This is a genomic window from Desulfitobacterium chlororespirans DSM 11544, from assembly GCF_900143285.1.
GTDB lineage: Bacteria > Bacillota > Desulfitobacteriia > Desulfitobacteriales > Desulfitobacteriaceae > Desulfitobacterium > Desulfitobacterium chlororespirans.
Map to the genome: position 1 here is coordinate 56,856 of NZ_FRDN01000016.1, position 16,890 is coordinate 73,745.

At 48.0% G+C, this 16,890-nt stretch carries 18 protein-coding genes and 2 other annotated features; all 18 genes read left to right on the forward strand.

Going from position 1 to position 16,890, the window contains the following annotated elements; translation table 11 throughout:
• Positions 1 to 43: 43 nt before the first annotated feature.
• Complete coding sequence (locus BUA14_RS22515; protein ID WP_072774672.1) at positions 44 to 790, forward strand: murein hydrolase activator EnvC family protein; 747 nt, start codon at positions 44 to 46, stop codon at positions 788 to 790.
• 89 nt (positions 791 to 879) lie between these two features.
• A complete protein-coding gene (locus BUA14_RS22520; RefSeq protein WP_072774673.1) occupies positions 880 to 1,755 on the forward strand; it encodes a M50 family metallopeptidase in 876 nt (291 codons plus the stop codon).
• Between the two features lie 141 nt (positions 1,756 to 1,896).
• Positions 1,897 to 3,753, forward strand: coding sequence for a TIGR03960 family B12-binding radical SAM protein (locus BUA14_RS22525; protein ID WP_072774674.1), 1,857 nt, complete (start codon positions 1,897 to 1,899; stop codon positions 3,751 to 3,753).
• Entirely contained in the window at positions 3,750 to 4,463 is a 714-nt protein-coding gene (locus BUA14_RS22530; RefSeq protein ID WP_072774675.1) for a TIGR03936 family radical SAM-associated protein, read from the forward strand. The genes BUA14_RS22525 and BUA14_RS22530 overlap by 4 nt, the downstream gene beginning before the upstream one ends.
• A gap of 10 nt (positions 4,464 to 4,473) precedes the next feature.
• Positions 4,474 to 5,709, forward strand: coding sequence for an Rne/Rng family ribonuclease (locus BUA14_RS22535; RefSeq protein ID WP_072774676.1), 1,236 nt, complete (start codon positions 4,474 to 4,476; stop codon positions 5,707 to 5,709).
• Between the two features lie 106 nt (positions 5,710 to 5,815).
• Positions 5,816 to 5,927, forward strand: a sequence feature (ribosomal protein L21 leader region).
• 10 nt (positions 5,928 to 5,937) lie between these two features.
• Positions 5,938 to 6,249, forward strand: coding sequence for a 50S ribosomal protein L21 (gene rplU / locus BUA14_RS22540; RefSeq protein ID WP_072774677.1), 312 nt, complete (start codon positions 5,938 to 5,940; stop codon positions 6,247 to 6,249).
• A gap of 1 nt (position 6,250) precedes the next feature.
• A complete protein-coding gene (locus BUA14_RS22545) occupies positions 6,251 to 6,610 on the forward strand; it encodes a ribosomal-processing cysteine protease Prp (protein WP_072774678.1) in 360 nt (119 codons plus the stop codon).
• On the forward strand, positions 6,604 to 6,900 hold the full coding sequence (gene rpmA, locus BUA14_RS22550) for a 50S ribosomal protein L27 (RefSeq protein ID WP_005816541.1): 297 nt from the start codon (positions 6,604 to 6,606) through the stop codon (positions 6,898 to 6,900). Before BUA14_RS22545 ends, rpmA begins: the two co-directional genes overlap by 7 nt.
• A gap of 47 nt (positions 6,901 to 6,947) precedes the next feature.
• The gene (locus BUA14_RS22555) at positions 6,948 to 7,520 is read left to right on the forward strand and encodes a Spo0B domain-containing protein (protein ID WP_072774679.1); all 573 of its coding nucleotides are present in this window, start codon (positions 6,948 to 6,950) and stop codon (positions 7,518 to 7,520) included.
• 33 nt (positions 7,521 to 7,553) lie between these two features.
• The gene (obgE, locus tag BUA14_RS22560; protein ID WP_072774680.1) at positions 7,554 to 8,828 is read left to right on the forward strand and encodes a GTPase ObgE; all 1,275 of its coding nucleotides are present in this window, start codon (positions 7,554 to 7,556) and stop codon (positions 8,826 to 8,828) included.
• A 34-nt stretch (positions 8,829 to 8,862) separates the two neighbouring features.
• Entirely contained in the window at positions 8,863 to 9,156 is a 294-nt protein-coding gene (gene yhbY, locus BUA14_RS22565; RefSeq protein WP_072774681.1) for a ribosome assembly RNA-binding protein YhbY, read from the forward strand.
• Between the two features lie 71 nt (positions 9,157 to 9,227).
• Positions 9,228 to 9,851 carry a nicotinate-nucleotide adenylyltransferase gene (gene nadD, locus BUA14_RS22570; protein WP_072774682.1) on the forward strand — a complete coding sequence of 208 codons (624 nt, stop codon included), beginning with the start codon at positions 9,228 to 9,230 and terminating at the stop codon, positions 9,849 to 9,851.
• Positions 9,852 to 9,965: 114 nt separating this feature from the next.
• Entirely contained in the window at positions 9,966 to 10,217 is a 252-nt protein-coding gene (locus BUA14_RS22575) for an RNA-binding regulator (protein WP_015945172.1), read from the forward strand.
• A gap of 221 nt (positions 10,218 to 10,438) precedes the next feature.
• Complete coding sequence (gene yqeK / locus BUA14_RS22580; RefSeq protein ID WP_072774755.1) at positions 10,439 to 11,017, forward strand: bis(5'-nucleosyl)-tetraphosphatase (symmetrical) YqeK; 579 nt, start codon at positions 10,439 to 10,441, stop codon at positions 11,015 to 11,017.
• Positions 11,004 to 11,342 (forward strand): ribosome silencing factor, encoded by a 339-nt coding sequence (gene rsfS / locus BUA14_RS22585; protein ID WP_005816526.1) that lies wholly within the window; start codon positions 11,004 to 11,006, stop codon positions 11,340 to 11,342. Before yqeK ends, rsfS begins: the two co-directional genes overlap by 14 nt.
• Positions 11,343 to 11,387: 45 nt before the next feature.
• Positions 11,388 to 11,586, forward strand: a binding site (T-box leader).
• 79 nt (positions 11,587 to 11,665) lie between these two features.
• Entirely contained in the window at positions 11,666 to 14,155 is a 2,490-nt protein-coding gene (gene leuS, locus BUA14_RS22590; RefSeq protein WP_072774683.1) for a leucine--tRNA ligase, read from the forward strand.
• 313 nt (positions 14,156 to 14,468) lie between these two features.
• A complete protein-coding gene (gene mtgA, locus BUA14_RS22595) occupies positions 14,469 to 15,389 on the forward strand; it encodes a [methyl-Co(III) glycine betaine-specific corrinoid protein]--tetrahydrofolate methyltransferase MtgA (protein WP_072774684.1) in 921 nt (306 codons plus the stop codon).
• A 50-nt stretch (positions 15,390 to 15,439) separates the two neighbouring features.
• On the forward strand, positions 15,440 to 16,879 hold the full coding sequence (gene mtgB, locus BUA14_RS22600) for a glycine betaine--corrinoid protein methyltransferase (RefSeq protein WP_178371776.1): 1,440 nt from the start codon (positions 15,440 to 15,442) through the stop codon (positions 16,877 to 16,879).
• The last annotated feature ends 11 nt before the right edge of the window (positions 16,880 to 16,890 follow it).

The following is a 16,890-nucleotide window of genomic DNA, read 5'->3' on the forward strand; positions in this document are numbered from 1 at the left end:
GCAAGTGTACGAGCATGATTTTGGATAAGGCGGGGGAAAAAGCATGAATCCATATGAGCGCTGGGATGATTGGGAATGGGAAAGGGCGGCTCAGGAGGTGGGCCGGGAAAGAGGCTTTAACTACGAGGAGCGGCCGCGGAAGCGATCCTATACAAGAAAAAAGAAGCCCTTGGGGCCTCTGTATCAATGGACCGGTCTGCAGAAAAAGGCAGCTCTTTCCGTGACATTTTTCTTAATGGTTTTCTTCGCTTCCAAGGGAGAAGATATGCTGTCTCAAGGGATTTATACGGCTTATCAGGGAACCGTACAAAGCAGCAATTATTATGCATCCCTTAATGGCATGGCTTTGCAGGTTTTGGGGATGAGCATCGAAAATAAGAGCACAGCTGTGGACGCGACCATGCAGGGGAAATTCGTTCCCCCTGTATCAGGCAAAGTCATGGCCGGGTTTGGGGGAGCAGGGGAAGGGCAGGCCGGTCTCCACAATGGGATTGATGTGGCCAGTGCTTTAGGTATCCCCGTGGTAGCGCCTTACCAAGGGGTGGTGACTCAGGTGGGAGAAGATCCGCAACTGGGAAGAGTGGTTAAGCTCGACTTCGGCAATGGCTGGACGGGAGTGCTCGGCAATTTCGGAGATATTGCCGTGGCCGAAGGGCAAAGGGTGGATAGTGGTCAGGTGCTGGGTTCAGTAGGGCTATCAGCTCCCTTAAAAAAGACATGGCTGCATATAGAGCTTCGTAAGGATGGAGTACCTGTGGATCCCTTACCCTACTTAGTTCCTGCTAACTAGCGGTAGTGGGTTGACTAGAGGTTGCGGGAGATAATATGGAATGCCGTAAGGAAAAAGGCAAAGGAAAAAGATAAAAGGAAGAGAAAGCGATGGAGATTGCTCGTATTCAAGGGCTCAGCATAAAAGTTCACCCGACATTTTGGTTGGTTCTGCTTGCTTATGGGGTCCTGGGATTGTTTACCCAGGCTCTTCTTATCTTCCTCCTGGTCATAGGACATGAACTGGCGCATTTGCTGACTGCTAAAGCTTATGGTTTTAGGGTTAATGGGCTGGAGCTCTATCCTTTTGGCGGAGTAGCCCATTGTGAGGATCTTTTTGAAGGTAGGAGACTTGAGGAAAGCATGATGGCTTTAGCCGGGCCTGTCTTTAATCTTATTCTTCTTTTTGGGGCTCAGGCCTTGCGCTGGGAAGGAATCTGGACGGGGCCCACAGCGGAGGCCTTTGTTCAGCTTAATTTCTGGCTGGCTGTTTTTAATCTTACACCGGTTCTCCCCCTGGATGGGGGAAGGGTGGTTCGTGCCTTATTCTGTGATGCCTTTGGCTTTGTTCAGGCCACGAAATTCCTGGCCCGGGCAGGTCAATTCTTTGGGCTGATCCTTGCCGTAGCAGGTTTGGTCCTGGTTGGGAAAGAGATCTATGAAGGAATTGCCACCTGCTTCCTTTTAGCCGGATTCTTTTGGGTATCGGGACAAAAGGAAATTGACTCGGCAAGAATTACTTTCTTACGTCAAATTACCCGTAAAAAAGAAGAACTTCTCCATAAAGGAATTATGAAGAGCAAGGCCATCGCCGTGACGGCAGAAACCCCTCTCATACGTATCGTGGAAGATTTGACTCCGGACCGCTATGCACTTATCCATCTGCCCGGAGGTGAGGCTTTTGGAATTGAGCGGACTTTAACGGAAACTCAAGTAGTGGAAGGAATGCTGAAGAAAGGGATACATTGTCCGGTGGGGAAGCTTTGAGGCGGTTATTTAGAATAATGGCTGTAAAAAACTTGCTTTTGCGAAACCTTATGCCGACTTGGTTTGTGCAAATCCTCCAACTTTGTGATATAATAGATAATTACCAACTAACTCGCATAACAAGGAGGACTAGCTTTAATCATGACCGATTATAATGCGGCAGATATTCGTAAGCAGGTGGAACGTTTCCTGCCCAAGGTATTAAAGCCGAGCAGATATCTTGGCACAGAGTGGAATGCAATTCGTAAAGATTGGGAGCATAGCAAAGTTCGGATGGCTTTTGCTTTCCCGGATGTCTATGAAGTGGGAATGTCCCATCTTGGTTTGAGAATTCTCTATCATTTGGTAAACTCCTATGAGGATTTTCTATGTGAACGGGTCTTTGCTCCTTGGGTGGATATGGAGGATAGGATGAGGGAGGGCCATATTCCCCTCTATGCTCTGGAATCCTACCGCCCCTTACAGGAATTTGATGTGGTAGGATTTACCTTGCAATACGAGATGAGTTTTTCCAATATCCTTAATATGCTGGATTTGGCCGGGATCCCGCTGCGAGCTAAAAACCGGGGGCCGGAGCATCCCTGGGTCATTGCCGGTGGTCCGTGTGCCTATAACCCGGAGCCGCTCGCCCCGTTTATTGATTTCCTGATGATCGGAGAGGCGGAAGAAACTCTGCCCCAACTGCTTCGTTTAATTCAAGAGCAGAAGGAAGATCCGGTTCCCCGGGAGGAGTTTCTCTTAAAAGTAGCTCAGGTGGAGGGGGCTTATGTCCCGGAATTTTACGAGGTCCATTACCTGGAAGACGGACGGATTGGGTTCATAGAAGCAGATCCCCGGGTACCCAAGGTAGTCCAAAAGGCTATCGTTCGCAATTTGGATCAAAGCTACTTCCCCACTAGCCCCATTGTCCCTTATATGGAGATCGTTCACGATCGCATGATGCTTGAGGTCATGCGTGGATGTTCAAGAGGTTGCCGCTTTTGTCAAGCGGGGATGCTCTATCGCCCGGTGCGTGAACGTTCGCCGGAAACATTGCTGAGGCATGCGGAAGAGCTGGTTAAGTCCACAGGCTATGAGGAAATCTCCTTAACCTCCCTTTCCACCGGAGACTACAGTTGTATTCAACCGGTTATTCGGGGAATCCTGGATAAGTACAGCGATGATAAAGTCAGTGTGTCCTTACCTTCGCTGCGCTTGGATTCTTTCGATGTGAAGCTGGCTGAAGAAGTTCAAAAGGTGAGAAAATCCGGGCTTACTTTCGCTCCGGAAGCGGGAACCCAACGCTTGCGGGATGTGATCAATAAAGGGGTCACCGAGGAGAATCTTCTTGATGCGGCGGAATCTGCCTTCAAAGCGGGATGGTCCGGCATCAAGCTCTACTTTATGATTGGTTTGCCTACGGAGACTCAGGAGGATTTGGACGGGATTGTAGCTATGGCCAAAAAGGTAGTCGAGCTGGGAACGCGCTTAGGCCGTCGGAATGTTAATGTGACGGTGTCCACCAGTTCCTTTGTCCCCAAAAGCCATACTCCCTTTCAATGGGAGCCCCAGGAAGGAACGGCCTCCCTAAAACAAAAACAACAGTATCTGCGTGAAAAGTTGCGGGATCGCCGCATTAAGTATAATTATCATGATGTAGAAACAAGCTATTTGGAGGCAGTTTTTGCTAAAGGAGGCCGGCGCCTGGCCGACGTCTTGGAATTGGCCGTCCGGAAAGGCTGTAAGTTCGATGGCTGGAATGAGCATTTTAAGTATGAAACATGGCTGGAGTGCATAGAAGAACTAGGGCTTGATCCTCATTTTTACGCTCATCGGGCGATGGATTATGACGATATACTTCCTTGGGATCATATTGAGAGCGGTGTGAATAAACGTTTCCTCATGAATGAACATCACAAGGCGTTGAAAGAGTCAAGGACACTGGATTGCCGGTATGTGGATTGCACAGGGTGCGGTATCTGTCCTGAACGAGGGTTACAGATTGATTTGAAAGGGTGAGGACCTTGAGGGTAAGAATCGCCTATACCAAAATGGAAGAAGCGAAATATATTGCGCATTTGGATTTGGCCAGAGTTTTTGAACGGGCCCTGCGCAGGGCAAATGTCCGCCTGGCTTATTCGGAGGGGTTTAATCCTCACCCGAAGATTGCCTTTGGGTCTGCTTTGGCGGTGGGTGTCGAAGGCGAACAGGAGTATGTGGATATTGAATTAGCCCAGGAAATGGATTTAAAAGAGCTCATGGGCCGTTTGCAGGAGCAGCTCCCTACGGGGATTCGTCTCATTGAAGGCAGATATGTAACCCAGGCAGCCAAAGCTTTAATGGCAGTATTAAATTCGGCCAGTTATCAAGTCACTGCCTCTTTGGGCCTGCCTGTGAGCGAAGCACGGTTGCAAGAGGGTATCGAAGCTTGGCTGGCGAGACAGCAAGTGCCCTATATACGTTATAGTAAGAAGGGCAGAGTTGAAAAAGATATAAGACCCTGGGTTAAAGTATTGGCAGGCAAGATCCAGGGCGATGAGGCCATCTTTGACATCGAAGTTGAAGTGGGAAACCAGGGCAGTGTCCGACCGGAGGAAGTTCTGGGAAGTCTTGGCGATTTGGAAAATCTCCCCTTGGATTTGGAGCATCTTCGCATTAAGCGCACAGGAATTTATGTAAGCTACGAAGGGCAAAAGTTCTCTCCCTTGGATGAGGCCTTCGGGAAGTGAGGAACCACCCGTGAAAGAGATTGTTCTGCAGGGTCAGGCCCAAAGAATGCGGGCAGCAGTGCTGGAGGATGGAGAACTGGTTGAGGTTCATGAAGAGGAAGGCTTAATTTCCCGAGTGGTTGGCAATATCTACCGGGGGCGGGTTATCAATGTGTTGCCGGGTATGCAGGCGGCATTCGTCGACATTGGCTTGGACAAGAATGCTTACCTTTATGTGGGAGATGCCTTGCCATTTCAGTATGAGGAAGATGAGAAACTTCCCCCGTCAAATGAACTGCGGGTGGAGCAGGTGCTCAAGCCCCGCCAGGAGCTGCTGGCTCAGGTCACCAAAGAACCGGTAGGTTCCAAAGGAGCAAGAATCACGACCAATCTCACCATCCCCGGCCGTTATGCTGTCCTGATGCCAAACACTAAATATATAGGTGTTTCGCGAAAGATTACGGAAGAAGCAGAGAGAACGCGGCTGCGGGAGATAGCCCGTGAAGCCTGCCCGGAAGACAAAGGAATCATCGTCCGGACCTTGGCTAAGGGAATTGAGGCCAAGGAGCTTGCCGCTGACTTCAGAGAACTTGTAGCTTTGTGGGATCGCTTGGAGAAAAAAATCCCTTACGTGTCCATACCTGGTTTGGTTCATCAGGATGTAGATCTGGTCTCCCGGGCGATCCGGGATTGGGTGGATCAGGAAGTAAAAATCATTACCGTTAATCAACCCGACGTTGCAGAGGGGATGCGCAACGCTTTACGGGAGTTAGGCCATCCGGCTGCGAACCATGTGCAATTGGTTTATAAAGAGGATATCTTCTCGGATTACGGCATTGATGATAAGATCCGCCAGGCTCTCCAGCCTAAGGTATGGCTGAAAAGCGGCGGGTATTTGGTTATTCAACAAACTGAAGCCTTGACAGTTATCGACGTGAATACCGGTAAATATGTGGGGGATAAATCACTTCAGGATACCATCCTGCACATCAATCAAGAAGCGGCTCTTGAGATTGCCAGACAACTGCGTTTGCGGAATTTGGGCGGGATCATCGTTGTTGATTTTATCGATATGACTTCAGAGGAAGATAAAGAGCAGCTTTTGCAGGTGCTGGAAAAGGCGGTAGCACGGGATAAACTGAAATGTCAGGTGATGGGTCTGACTCAATTGGGATTGGTGGAAATGACGCGCAAAAAAGTCGGACAAACCCTCGAGGTAAGGTATGGACATCCCTGTCCCCATTGCGATGGCTTCGGAAAGATATAAATATAAATGGTGCCGAATCAAAAAATAATAATAAAAAAACATGGGAAAGCTTAGAAGCAATTGACAGCATAGAGCACTTAGTGCTAAAATATCTAAATGTGGTGACTTCTCACCGCAACCGCGCGAAACAGGCATTTTAACAGGTTTTTGTGTCATAATTTCTTTTTTGCAAGGAGATTGAAACAAACCGGCCTGACAAGGCGAGTCTAGGCATGGGAGGTGTAAATAATGTACGCAGTGATTGAAACAGGAGGTAAGCAATTCCGTGTTGAAGAAGGCAAGGTCCTCTTCGTGGAAAAGCTTAATGCCAACGTGGGAGATACCGTGACCATCGATAAAGTTCTCTTGGTAGAGAAAGATGGTGCTGTTAAAGTTGGTACCCCGGTTGTCGATGGTGCCAAAGCTCTTCTCAAAGTTGTTGAGCATGGTAAAGGCGAAAAGATAATTGTTTTCAAGTTTAAATCCAAAAAGAACTATCGCCGTAAACAAGGACATCGTCAACCCTACACTAAAGTAGTGGTTGAAGCTATCCAAGCATAAGATGAAACATCAGGGTATTACTTTGAATCTTTGGTTGGATGACAACCAACGGATTCGCAAGTTTGAATTGTGTGGGCACGCAGGATATGCCGAGTACGGATTGGATATTGTCTGTGCCGCCGTATCTGCGTTGAGTATCTCAGCGGTCAACGGCTTGGAATGTTATCTTCCATGTAAACCGGAGGTTGAAGTGGACGACCCGCAAGGGTTTTTAAGCTGTACTCTCCCTGAATGTGAGCCTGGGACACTGGATCATGCCCAATGGATTTTAGGAACCATGGTTTTAGGGGTTGAAGGAATTCAACAGAACTATGGTGAGCAATATGTGAAAATTAATCGGAGGAGGTGGACTCCATGTTAAAAATGAATCTGCAATTATTTGCCCATAAAAAAGGGGTAGGTAGTTCTCGAAATGGTCGTGACAGTAATGCTCAACGTCTGGGCGTAAAGCGTGGAGACGGTCAATTCGTTACCGCGGGGAACATTATCGTTCGTCAACGGGGAACGAAGTTTCATCCTGGCAAGAACTGTGGTTTGGGTAAGGATGACACCCTCTTTGCAACCATCGATGGCTATGTTAAATTCGAGCGTAAAGACCGTAGCCGCAAACAAGTTAGCATTTATCCTGAGCGCCAGGCTGCTCAAGCTTAAAGGAAATCACAATCGCACCCCTGGGAGAATCCCGGGGGTTTTGTGTTATGTGCTATATGCGGAATAAGCCCCAGAAAGGATTGAAGACAGTGCCTGGTAAATCCTCCTTAGAACGAACTCTTCTGACAGAACAATTGGACCACTACCGGCTGCAGCGCCACGACTTTTTTAATCACTGGCAAGTCATCAAGGGCTATCTGCAGTTGGGCAAGGCGGATCGAGCTTTGCTTTATATGCAGGAGGGGATCAGTGGCTTGGAAGCTGAGCAAGATATCGGGCAGATTCCTCAGGAGATTGTCGGTGCTATCTTGCTGGGTTTGGTTGTGGAGCTGCGCAAGGAAGGTCTTTGGGTTGAAGTTCAGCTCGATAGTGCCTTGAAAAAAGAGCGCTTTTGGCAAGAATTTTGGCAAGAGGAATATGGAGAAGTCTTATACGGGTACACTAAAGAATGTGTGAAGGCAGTTTTTAAGCGTTATAAAGGGTTAGAGGAGCCTGTCGTTGAAATCAAATTAGGAACTGGCGAAGCTCTTTGCAGTTTATTTTTGCTTGATGACGATAAGGTGGTATGGAAACAGAGCTGCTGCTATAAAGACTCTGAACAGGAATTTATAGCACAATAGTTGATCGGCTTAGGGATCAGAAGGGGATAGTGCATGTTTTACGATCAGGCAAAAATTTATGTTAAAGGTGGAGACGGCGGAGCCGGGGCTGTGGCATTCCGCCGTGAAAAATACGTTCCTGAGGGTGGCCCCAGCGGTGGCGATGGGGGGCGGGGCGGCAAGGTCATATTTGTCGCCGATGAAGGACTCAGGACTTTGGTGGATTTCCGCTACAAACGCCATTATAAGGCTGATCGCGGGGAACATGGACAGGGAAAGAATATGCACGGGAAGAGCGGGGAAGATATGAGTGTCCGCATTCCCGTAGGTACCGTTGTTAAAGATGCAGACACAGGGGAAATCCTTGCCGACTTGATTGAGCATGGACAAAAAGTTGTCGTTGCCAATGGCGGCAGAGGCGGTCGCGGTAATGCCCGTTTTATGAGCAATACCAATAAAGCTCCCACTGTAGCAGAAAATGGCGAACCGGGAGAGGAACGGAATCTCCTTCTGGAGCTGAAGCTTTTGGCCGATGTGGGACTGGTGGGATTTCCTAATGTAGGCAAGTCGACGATCATTTCCCGAATCTCTGCGGCTAAGCCCAAGATTGCGGATTATCATTTTACTACGCTGGTGCCTAATCTTGGGGTAGTTGAGCTGGAGGATGGGGAAAGTTTCGTGGTGGCGGATATTCCTGGGCTGATTGAAGGGGCTCACACCGGAGCCGGACTGGGTCATGAATTTCTCAGACATACGGAAAGAACCCGTCTGATTCTTCATGTCCTGGATATTGCAGGCTCTGAGGAGCGGGATCCCCTGGAAGATTTTCAAATTATTACGGGAGAGCTTCGCCAATATAGTCAGGAGCTGGCTAATCGCCCGATCTTGATCGTGGCCAATAAAATGGATATTCCCGGTGCGGAGGAAAATCTGCAGCGCCTGGCAGAGAAGCTGGGGGAAGCCTACCGTATTTTCCCGGTATCTGCAGCTACAGGGGAAGGACTAAAGGAATTGGTTTATGCTGCCGCGAAAGCGTTGCCGGAAATTCCTGCACCCCAGATCTTCGTACGGGATGAGGAACAGCATAAACTGACCCAAGCGTCAGCTCCGCATCGCTTTGAACTGACCCGTGAAGGGGATTTCTTTGTTGTCTCCGGTAAGGAAGTTGAGAAACATGTGCAGATGACTATGTTCGAGAGGGAGGATGGACTTTATCGCTTCCAGAATATCCTCAAGGCTATGGGAATTGAACGCGCTTTGCTGGATGAAGGTATAAAAGTGGGAGATAAGGTTCAGATTGCTGGGATAGAGTTCGAGTGGGAAGAGTAAGAAAAGGTGAGAAGATAAGTTAGGAGGTTTTGCGGTGTTGACCGGAAAACAAAAAGGTTTTTTACGCTCCATGGGCAATGAGATGGATCCTATCTTACAGATTGGTAAAGGAGGAGTCACAGAAGCTGTCATAGCACAAGCCGATGAGACTCTGGAAGCCCGGGAGTTAATTAAAGGGAGAGTGCTCCCCAACAGCATGGAAGATGTACAAAGCGCGGCCGCAGAATTGGCGGAACGCACCTCTGCAGAGTTGGTTCAGGTCATTGGGAGAAATTTTCTGCTCTATCGTGAGTCGAAGAAGAAGCCCATGATCGACCTGCCGCGATAAGCCTTATCTTCGCAAAGGATAAGGTGCTATAATAGGTATGAAAGCAGTAAGCAGTCGAGGAAGCAAAGGCTATGAACATTAATGCTCCACCCAAAAGAATAGGGATTATGGGAGGGACCTTTGATCCCTTGCATTATGGTCATCTGGTGGCGGCCGAAATGGCCCGCCATGAATTTGCCTTGGAGAAAGTGATTTTTATCCCCACCGGTAATCCTCCCCATAAAGTTGGCCGTAGGGTAACCTCTCCCGGGGATCGCTATGAAATGGTCAAACGTGCTGTTCGGGATAACAGATTTTTTGAAGTCTCTGATCTGGAAATCCTCCGTGAAGGTTATTCCTATACTGTGGATACCCTTAAGGATATGCATGAGCTTTATCCGCAGCATGAGCTGTATTTTATTACGGGAGCAGATGCATTTCGCGAGATTTTCACCTGGAGAGAGGTGCAGTCTGTTTTATCCCTCAGCCATTTCATCGGGGCTTCCCGCCCTGGATTTGACCCTCATGAGTTTCTTGAAGAATTGAAACGGGATTATCCGGAATTTCTGCCTCATATGCATCTTTTCGATGTGCCTGCTTTAGCCATATCTTCCACCGATATACGTTCCCGGGTCAAAGAAGGGAAGCCCATTCGCTATTTGCTTCCTGAATCCGTTCGTCTTTATATTGAAGAGGCAGATTTGTATAGGGCTTAGTTTTATAGTTTAGCGTTATAGTTTGGTTTGTGGATTACAAAATCAGGTAAGTATAGTTCTGGAGCTTTTGCTCATACTAAATTCGAATCCAATAAGCAAGAGGTGACAGCAAATATGGCAACCCTTTATGTCGGAAATTTACCCTGGAACACTACATCTGAAGATCTCAACTCTTTCTTTGGCCAGTATGGTCAAGTGATAAGCAGTCGTATCATTACGGATCGTGAGACAGGGCGCTCACGAGGTTTTGGTTTTGTAGAGGTTGAAGATGAGGATGCGGCACGTATGGCGGAAGACCTTAATGGGAAGGATTTCGGCGGCCGGCCTTTAACGGTCAATGAGGCAAGACCTAAACAGCAGATGTAAAAATCATAGTTCTGGAAGACCCTCTTGCCCAAAAGGTCAGAAGGGTCTTCTCGCACTGTCAGAAAGTATAAGCTTGCGCTATATACTTTTAAGCATAAGTGCAACCGGCGACTTCACCTCATTGGCAAGCATGGGTTTAAAGCAACATGTGCGAAGACAGTGTCTTCGTGGTGAAGCCGGGTTTTCTTTAGCATATATTTGGAAAGTAGGTTCTGGTGATTTTGGATATTCAGGAAGCCTACAATTTAGCTTACAGTTCCATGTCAAAGAAGCGGTTTAGTCATACCTTGGGAGTTGTCCGGTGGGCTCAGGAGCTGGCCATAAAGCACCAGGTGGATGGCGTGAGGGCTCAGATTGCTGCCTATTTGCATGACCTTAAGAAAGAAATTGATTTTACGCAACAGATAGCTATGGCGAAAGAGTGGAATTTAATTCGCTATCCTGAGGACGAAGACAATCCTCATAGTCTCCATGGTCCTCTGGCAGCTTACTGGCTGGAGTGTGAATATGGCTACAAGGATCAGGAAGTATTGGCGGCTATAGCTCATCACACTTTAGGAGCTCCGGGAATGGAAAGCCTGGAGATGCTAATTTATAGTGCTGATCTAACGGAACCTCAGCGTTCTTTTCCCGATGTAGACAAACTACGACAATCCTTGTATGATAATCTTGAGAATGGTACACTGATGTGTGTTGAACATACTTTAAATTATTTGCGTAAAAGTAAGCGGAGCATCCATCCTCAAACACTGCTTACCTATGAAGATTTAAAAAGGAGGCAAAAATTTGCTGACAGATAAGCAATTGCATGGCGCAGTAAACCTTGTTGAAGACAAAAAAGGCCGGGAGACCATTCTGCTTGACCTCAAAGGGATTTCCATGGTCACAGATTATTTCTTGATCACAACCGGAAATTCCACCACTCAAGTTAAGGCGATCACTGATAACCTCTCCGAGAAGCTCCCCGAATTGGGAGTGACTATTTTAAGAGTGGAAGGGCTGCAGGAGGCCAAATGGGTTCTTGTGGATTGCGGAGACTTGGTAATTCATGTTATGACTCCGGACCAGCGGGAATTCTACAACCTTGAGCGGCTCTGGGGAGACGCGCCGGTGATCAGCTCTTGATAGTTGACATGATGCCGAATCTTGGATTATTATATAGGAAACTTGCGAAAAGCAATGAAGGGGAATAAGCCCAAACAACCTCATTTCAGAGAGGCAACGGTCGGTGAGAGTTGCTGTGAGACTTTGGTAAGCGCTCGCCCTGGAGCTGTGCTCAGGTAATAATGAGTGCCGGTGCGAGCCGTTACCATCGATGAAGTGCTGTTGAAATTGGGTGGTACCGCGGGAGTATGCTCTCGTCCCTTTAGGGGACGGGAGTTTTGTTTTTAAAGGGAAACTTTAACCCGTTTTACAATTAGGCTCTATTTTTAAGGGGGAAAATTACAGTGCAAGAGAAGTATCTTTTTTCAGAGATTGAACCTAAATGGCAAAAGAAATGGGTGGACAGAAAAGATTATCAAGCCGAAGAGCATTCTGATAAACCCAAATTCTATGCTTTAGCGATGTTTCCTTACCCTTCCGGCAATCTGCATATGGGACATGTCCGGAATTATTCTATAGTGGATGTCATCGCCCGCTTTAAGCGGATGAGGGGTTACAATGTTCTGCATCCTATCGGTTGGGATTCCTTTGGGTTGCCGGCAGAAAATGCGGCCATTAAGAATCAAACGCCGCCGTCTGAGTGGACTTGGAAAAATATCGCCAATATGAAAAGGCAGCTTCAAGAAATGGGAATCTCCTATGACTGGGATCGGGAGGTTACGACCTGTCATCCTGACTATTACAAGTTCACGCAATGGGTCTTTTTAGAGTTTTACAAACATGGCTTGGTGTATAAGAAAAAAGCTGGCGTCAACTGGTGTCCTTCCTGTGCCACTGTTCTTGCCAACGAGCAGGTGGTGGATGGAGCCTGTGAACGCTGTGACACTGCCGTGACCAAAAAAGATCTGGAGCAGTGGTTCTTTAAGATTACGGACTATGCTCAAGTGCTTTTGGACGATCTGGAAAAGCTCCCCGGCTGGCCTGATAAAGTGAAGACCATGCAAAAAAACTGGATCGGCCGTTCTGAAGGAGCCGAAGTGGAATTCGACCTGGAGAACCACGAGGATAAAATTCGGGTCTATACCACCCGGGTGGATACGATTTTCGGCGTAAGTTATGTGGTGCTGGCGCCGGAGCATCCTTTGGTGCAAAAGCTGATTGCCGGTACGGAATACGAAAACGACGTGCAAGTCTTTATCGAACGGATGAAGGGGCTGAATGAAATCGCCCGGACCTCCACCGAAACCGAAAAAGAAGGCCTGTTTACCGGAGCCTACTGCATTAACCCCTATAGCGGGGAAAAAGTACCCATCTGGATCGCTAACTATGTTCTTTTTGAATACGGAACGGGAGCGGTTATGGGTGTACCGGCCCATGATGAAAGGGACTTTGAGTTCGCCGGGAAGTATAAGCTTCCCATTAAGACGGTTATTCTTCCTGAGGGAACTCCTGTGGAGGAAAAGGATGCTCCTCTTCAAGCAGCTTTTGTTGAAGAAGGAATTATGGTGAATTCCGGCGAGTATGATGCTCTCAAGAATATGGAAGCCTGGGAGAAGATGTGTGATAAAGCTGAGCAGGATGGCTTTGGAGAACGGAAAGTCAATTTCCGCCTCCGTGACTGGCTTATTTCCCGTCAGCGTTACTGGGGAGCTCCTATTCCCATGATTTATTGCGATCATTGCGGAATTGTTCCCGTACCTCAGGACCAACTCCCTGTCATGCTCCCGGATGATGTAGTCTTTAAAGCGGGGGAAAATCCATTAACCACCTCGGAAAGCTTTAAACAAACCACCTGTCCCACCTGTGGCGGTAAGGCCCGTCGTGAAACAGACACTATGGACACCTTTATGTGCTCCTCCTGGTATTTCCTCCGCTATACTGATCCTCACAATGCTCAGCTCCCCTTCGCCAAAGAAGCTGCGGATCACTGGATGAATGTGGATCAATATGTAGGCGGAGTAGAGCATGCTATTCTCCATTTGCTGTACTCGCGTTTCTTTACTAAGGCCCTGCGGGATTTTGGCTATCTTAAAGTCGATGAGCCCTTTGCTAACCTGCTTACTCAGGGGATGGTTTGCCTGGGCGGGGCTAAAATGTCCAAATCCAAGGGTAATGTGGTAAGTCCTGAAGAAATTATTTCTAAATATGGTGCCGATACGGCCCGCCTCTTCATCCTCTTCGCAGCTCCGCCGGAGCGGGATTTGGAATGGAGCGACCAAGGGGTGGAAGGGTGCTACCGCTTCCTCAACCGGGTGTGGCGTCTGGCGGCTCAATACGAAGAAGTCCTAAAAGAAAAGGCCTCAGAGACGGGAGCCAATGATTTTGGAGAGCTGGACAAAGCTGCCAAGGACATGCGCCGTCAAACCCACCAAACCATTCAAAGAGTTACTTCGGATGTGGGAGCACGCTTCAACTTCAACACAGCCGTCAGTGCCATTATGGAACTGGTCAATGCCCTTTATCTGTACAAAGAACAGCCCCAGGTGAATTTGGCGGTGGCCCGGGAAGCCTTGGAGAGCATTCTCATCCTGCTGGCGCCCTTTGCACCCCATATTACGGAAGAAATCTGGAGTGAATTGGGCCATGAGGACAGCATCCATAGCCGGGAGTGGCCGCAAATGGATGAAGAGGCTCTGGTCCAGGAAGAGGTCACTGTGGTCCTGCAGATCAATGGGAAGGTTAAGGATCGGATTCAGGTTCCGGCCCAGATTTCCGCGGCGGAATTGGAAGCACAGGTCCGGCAGCTGCCCAGGCTTGGGGAATGGACTCAAGGCAAACAGATCCTTAAGATCGTAACGGTGCCGGGTAAGCTGGTCAATGTCGTTGTGAAGTAGGTTAGCCTCCAGGAAGGTCTTAAAGCGAGAACCTTGGGCTATCTCTCCGGTTTAAGTGACATGGATGTAGGATAAAGCTGTTGCAAAATGAACGGTGACGTTTGTTGAGCAACAGCTTTTTTTAGTCTTCAAACTCAAGTTGATGATTATGATAGGATAGCGTTAAAATAAGCAGAAATGCATTATTTATTAGGCGATTTATTTTTGATATATTCAATGCATCAGAATTGTTAGAATAGACGGAAAATAAGGAGGGCCAAACAACACATTATTTTGACAAGAACAAAAAACATTTTGCATAGGAGGAAGTCAGATGTTCAAATTTACTGTTCAACAACATGTTTACGACATCAACGGGGTTAAGGTTGGTGGTCAGCCGGGAGAATATCCAACAGTGCTCATCGGCAGTATTTTTTATCGGGGCCATAAGATTGTCTCAGATGGCCAAAAGGGAATTTTCGACAAAGACGCAGCCAAAGCTTTGCTGGATCAGGAAGCTGAATTAAGCGCGGAAACAGGTAATCCATTTATCATTGATGTCTTGGGAGAATCTGTTGAAGCCCTTACAAAATACGTAGAATTTATTTTAGAAAACACCACGGCTCCCTTCCTCTTGGATAGTATCAGCCCGGAGGTTCGGGTAGGAACTTTAAAAAACCTGGGCAAGGACCCCGAGATCCAGAAAAGACTGATCTATAATTCCATCGAAGAGCATTACACCGAAGAAGAACTTGCCGCCATCAAAGAAGCGGGAATCAAGACGGCAGTCATCCTGGCTTTTAGTAAGAAGGCTTTAAAACCCAACGCCAGAATCGATCTTCTCCAGGGCAAGGACGATAAAGAGGGACTGATTGCGGCGGCTAAACGGGCCGGCGTAGAGCAATTCCTTGTCGATCCGGGAGTGTTGGATGTGGCTAGTTCAAGCTGGACGACGGAAGCGATCAATGTAGTCAAAGAGCAGTTCGGTTATCCCGGTGGCTGCGCACCATCCAATGCAGTCTATCTCTGGAAGAAAATGCGTTCCAAAGGAACACCTTTCTTCGAAGTTGCTGGAGCTGCGGTCTTCACTTATCCGATCACACAAGGTGCCGATTTCATTCTCTATGGTCCCATGATGAACGCTCCCTGGGTTTATCGCGCTATAGCAACCACAGATGCCATGATTGCCTATAACAACAAGCTGAGCGGAGTTAAGCTGGGAACCACAGAGCATCCTTTGCTCAAGATTTTCTAAAACTATTTTCTTGACTTAACTTAATTTGATGTAAAAATTTCAAAAAAGGGGTGGGTCAATTGTTACCTAAGTACAATATCCTGACCGAGGACCAAGTTCAAAAAATTCACGAAAACACCATGAAGATCCTTGAAGAAATCGGTATTGAGTTTGAGTACGAACCGGCTTTAGAGGTTTTTCGCCGGGAGGGGCAAAAGGTCGAAGGAAAGAGAGTCTATTTGACCCGTGAATTTGTGGAGTCCAAACTCAAATCTGCACCAGCAGAGTTTACCCTTCATGCCCGCAACCCCGAAAACAATGTAGTGATCGGCGGCGATAATATTGTCTTTATGCCTGGTTATGGAGCCCCCTTCATTTACGAATTGGATGGCAGCCGGCGTAAAACCACCTTGCAGGATTACGAGAACTTCGCCAAACTAGCCGGAGCCAGCAAAAATATGCATCTTTCCGGCGGCACCATGGCAGAACCTCAGGACATTCCTGATGGCGTTCGTCATTTACAGATGCTTTACAGTTCGATTAAAAACTCGGATAAGTGCTTTATGGGAAGTGCCGAAGGAAAAGAAAGGGCGGAAGATTCCGTTGAAATAGCTGCTATCCTCTTCGGCGGCAAAGATGTGATTAAAGAAAAACCGGTCTTGGTTTCCTTGATTAACTCCTTAACACCTCTGAAATATGACGAAAGAATGCTGGGAGCCTTGATGGCTTATGCGGAAGCAGGTCAGGCTGTGATCATAGCTTCTCTGGTTATGGCCGGATCTACCGGGCCTGCAGCTTTGGCAGGCACCTTGTCCTTGCAGAATGCCGAGGTTTTAGCCGGAATCTCTTTAGCACAAAGCATTAACCCGGGAACCCCTGTTATTTATGGTTCTACTTCCGCTTTAAGCGATATGCGCAGCGGCAGTCTTGCCATCGGCAGTCCCGAATGCGCTCTCTTTATCTCAGCAAGTGCTCAGTTGGCCCGTTTTTATGGAGTACCCAGCCGTTCCGGCGGCGGGCTGAACGACTCTAAGACCGTGGATGCCCAAGCCGGTTACGAGTCCATGATGACGCTGATGGCAGCTAATCTGACCGGTGTTAACTTTGTTCTCCATACAGCAGGAATTCTCCAATATTTCATGGCGATGTCTTATGAGAAATTCATCATGGATGATGAAATTGCCGGTATGCTTCTCCACTATATGAAGGGCTATACCTTTGACGAAGACGGCATGGCTTTTGACGTGATAGAGAAAGTAGGGCCCGGGGGGCATTTCCTGACCCAGAAGCATACGCGCAAAAACCATAAGCGGGAGTTCTATACCCCCACCCTCAGTGATCGAAGCGCCTATGATACCTGGGCAAAAGACAAGTTGGAAGCGAAGCAGCGCGCTCATACCCGCTGGCAGCAGATTCTGGCCGATTATGTGCCTCCTGCCTTGGATCCAGAGGTAGATGCAAAACTTCAGGCCTTCATTGCCCAGCGGGGTAAGGAAGTTGGAGAAGAATAACAAGTACGTAA

What these genes read in the sequence shown, in the direction of transcription:
- BUA14_RS22515 (WP_072774672.1), top strand. Translation starts at nt 44, where the DNA reads ATGAATCCATATGAGCGCTGGGATGATTGGGAATGGGAAAGGGCGGCT.
- BUA14_RS22520 (WP_072774673.1), top strand. Translation starts at nt 880, where the DNA reads ATGGAGATTGCTCGTATTCAAGGGCTCAGCATAAAAGTTCACCCGACA.
- BUA14_RS22525 (WP_072774674.1), top strand. Translation starts at nt 1,897, where the DNA reads ATGACCGATTATAATGCGGCAGATATTCGTAAGCAGGTGGAACGTTTC.
- rplU (WP_072774677.1), top strand. Translation starts at nt 5,938, where the DNA reads ATGTACGCAGTGATTGAAACAGGAGGTAAGCAATTCCGTGTTGAAGAA.
- BUA14_RS22545 (WP_072774678.1), top strand. Translation starts at nt 6,251, where the DNA reads ATGAAACATCAGGGTATTACTTTGAATCTTTGGTTGGATGACAACCAA.
- rpmA (WP_005816541.1), top strand. Translation starts at nt 6,604, where the DNA reads ATGTTAAAAATGAATCTGCAATTATTTGCCCATAAAAAAGGGGTAGGT.
- BUA14_RS22555 (WP_072774679.1), top strand. Translation starts at nt 6,948, where the DNA reads ATGTGCTATATGCGGAATAAGCCCCAGAAAGGATTGAAGACAGTGCCT.
- obgE (WP_072774680.1), top strand. Translation starts at nt 7,554, where the DNA reads ATGTTTTACGATCAGGCAAAAATTTATGTTAAAGGTGGAGACGGCGGA.
- nadD (WP_072774682.1), top strand. Translation starts at nt 9,228, where the DNA reads ATGAACATTAATGCTCCACCCAAAAGAATAGGGATTATGGGAGGGACC.
- BUA14_RS22575 (WP_015945172.1), top strand. Translation starts at nt 9,966, where the DNA reads ATGGCAACCCTTTATGTCGGAAATTTACCCTGGAACACTACATCTGAA.
- mtgA (WP_072774684.1), top strand. Translation starts at nt 14,469, where the DNA reads ATGTTCAAATTTACTGTTCAACAACATGTTTACGACATCAACGGGGTT.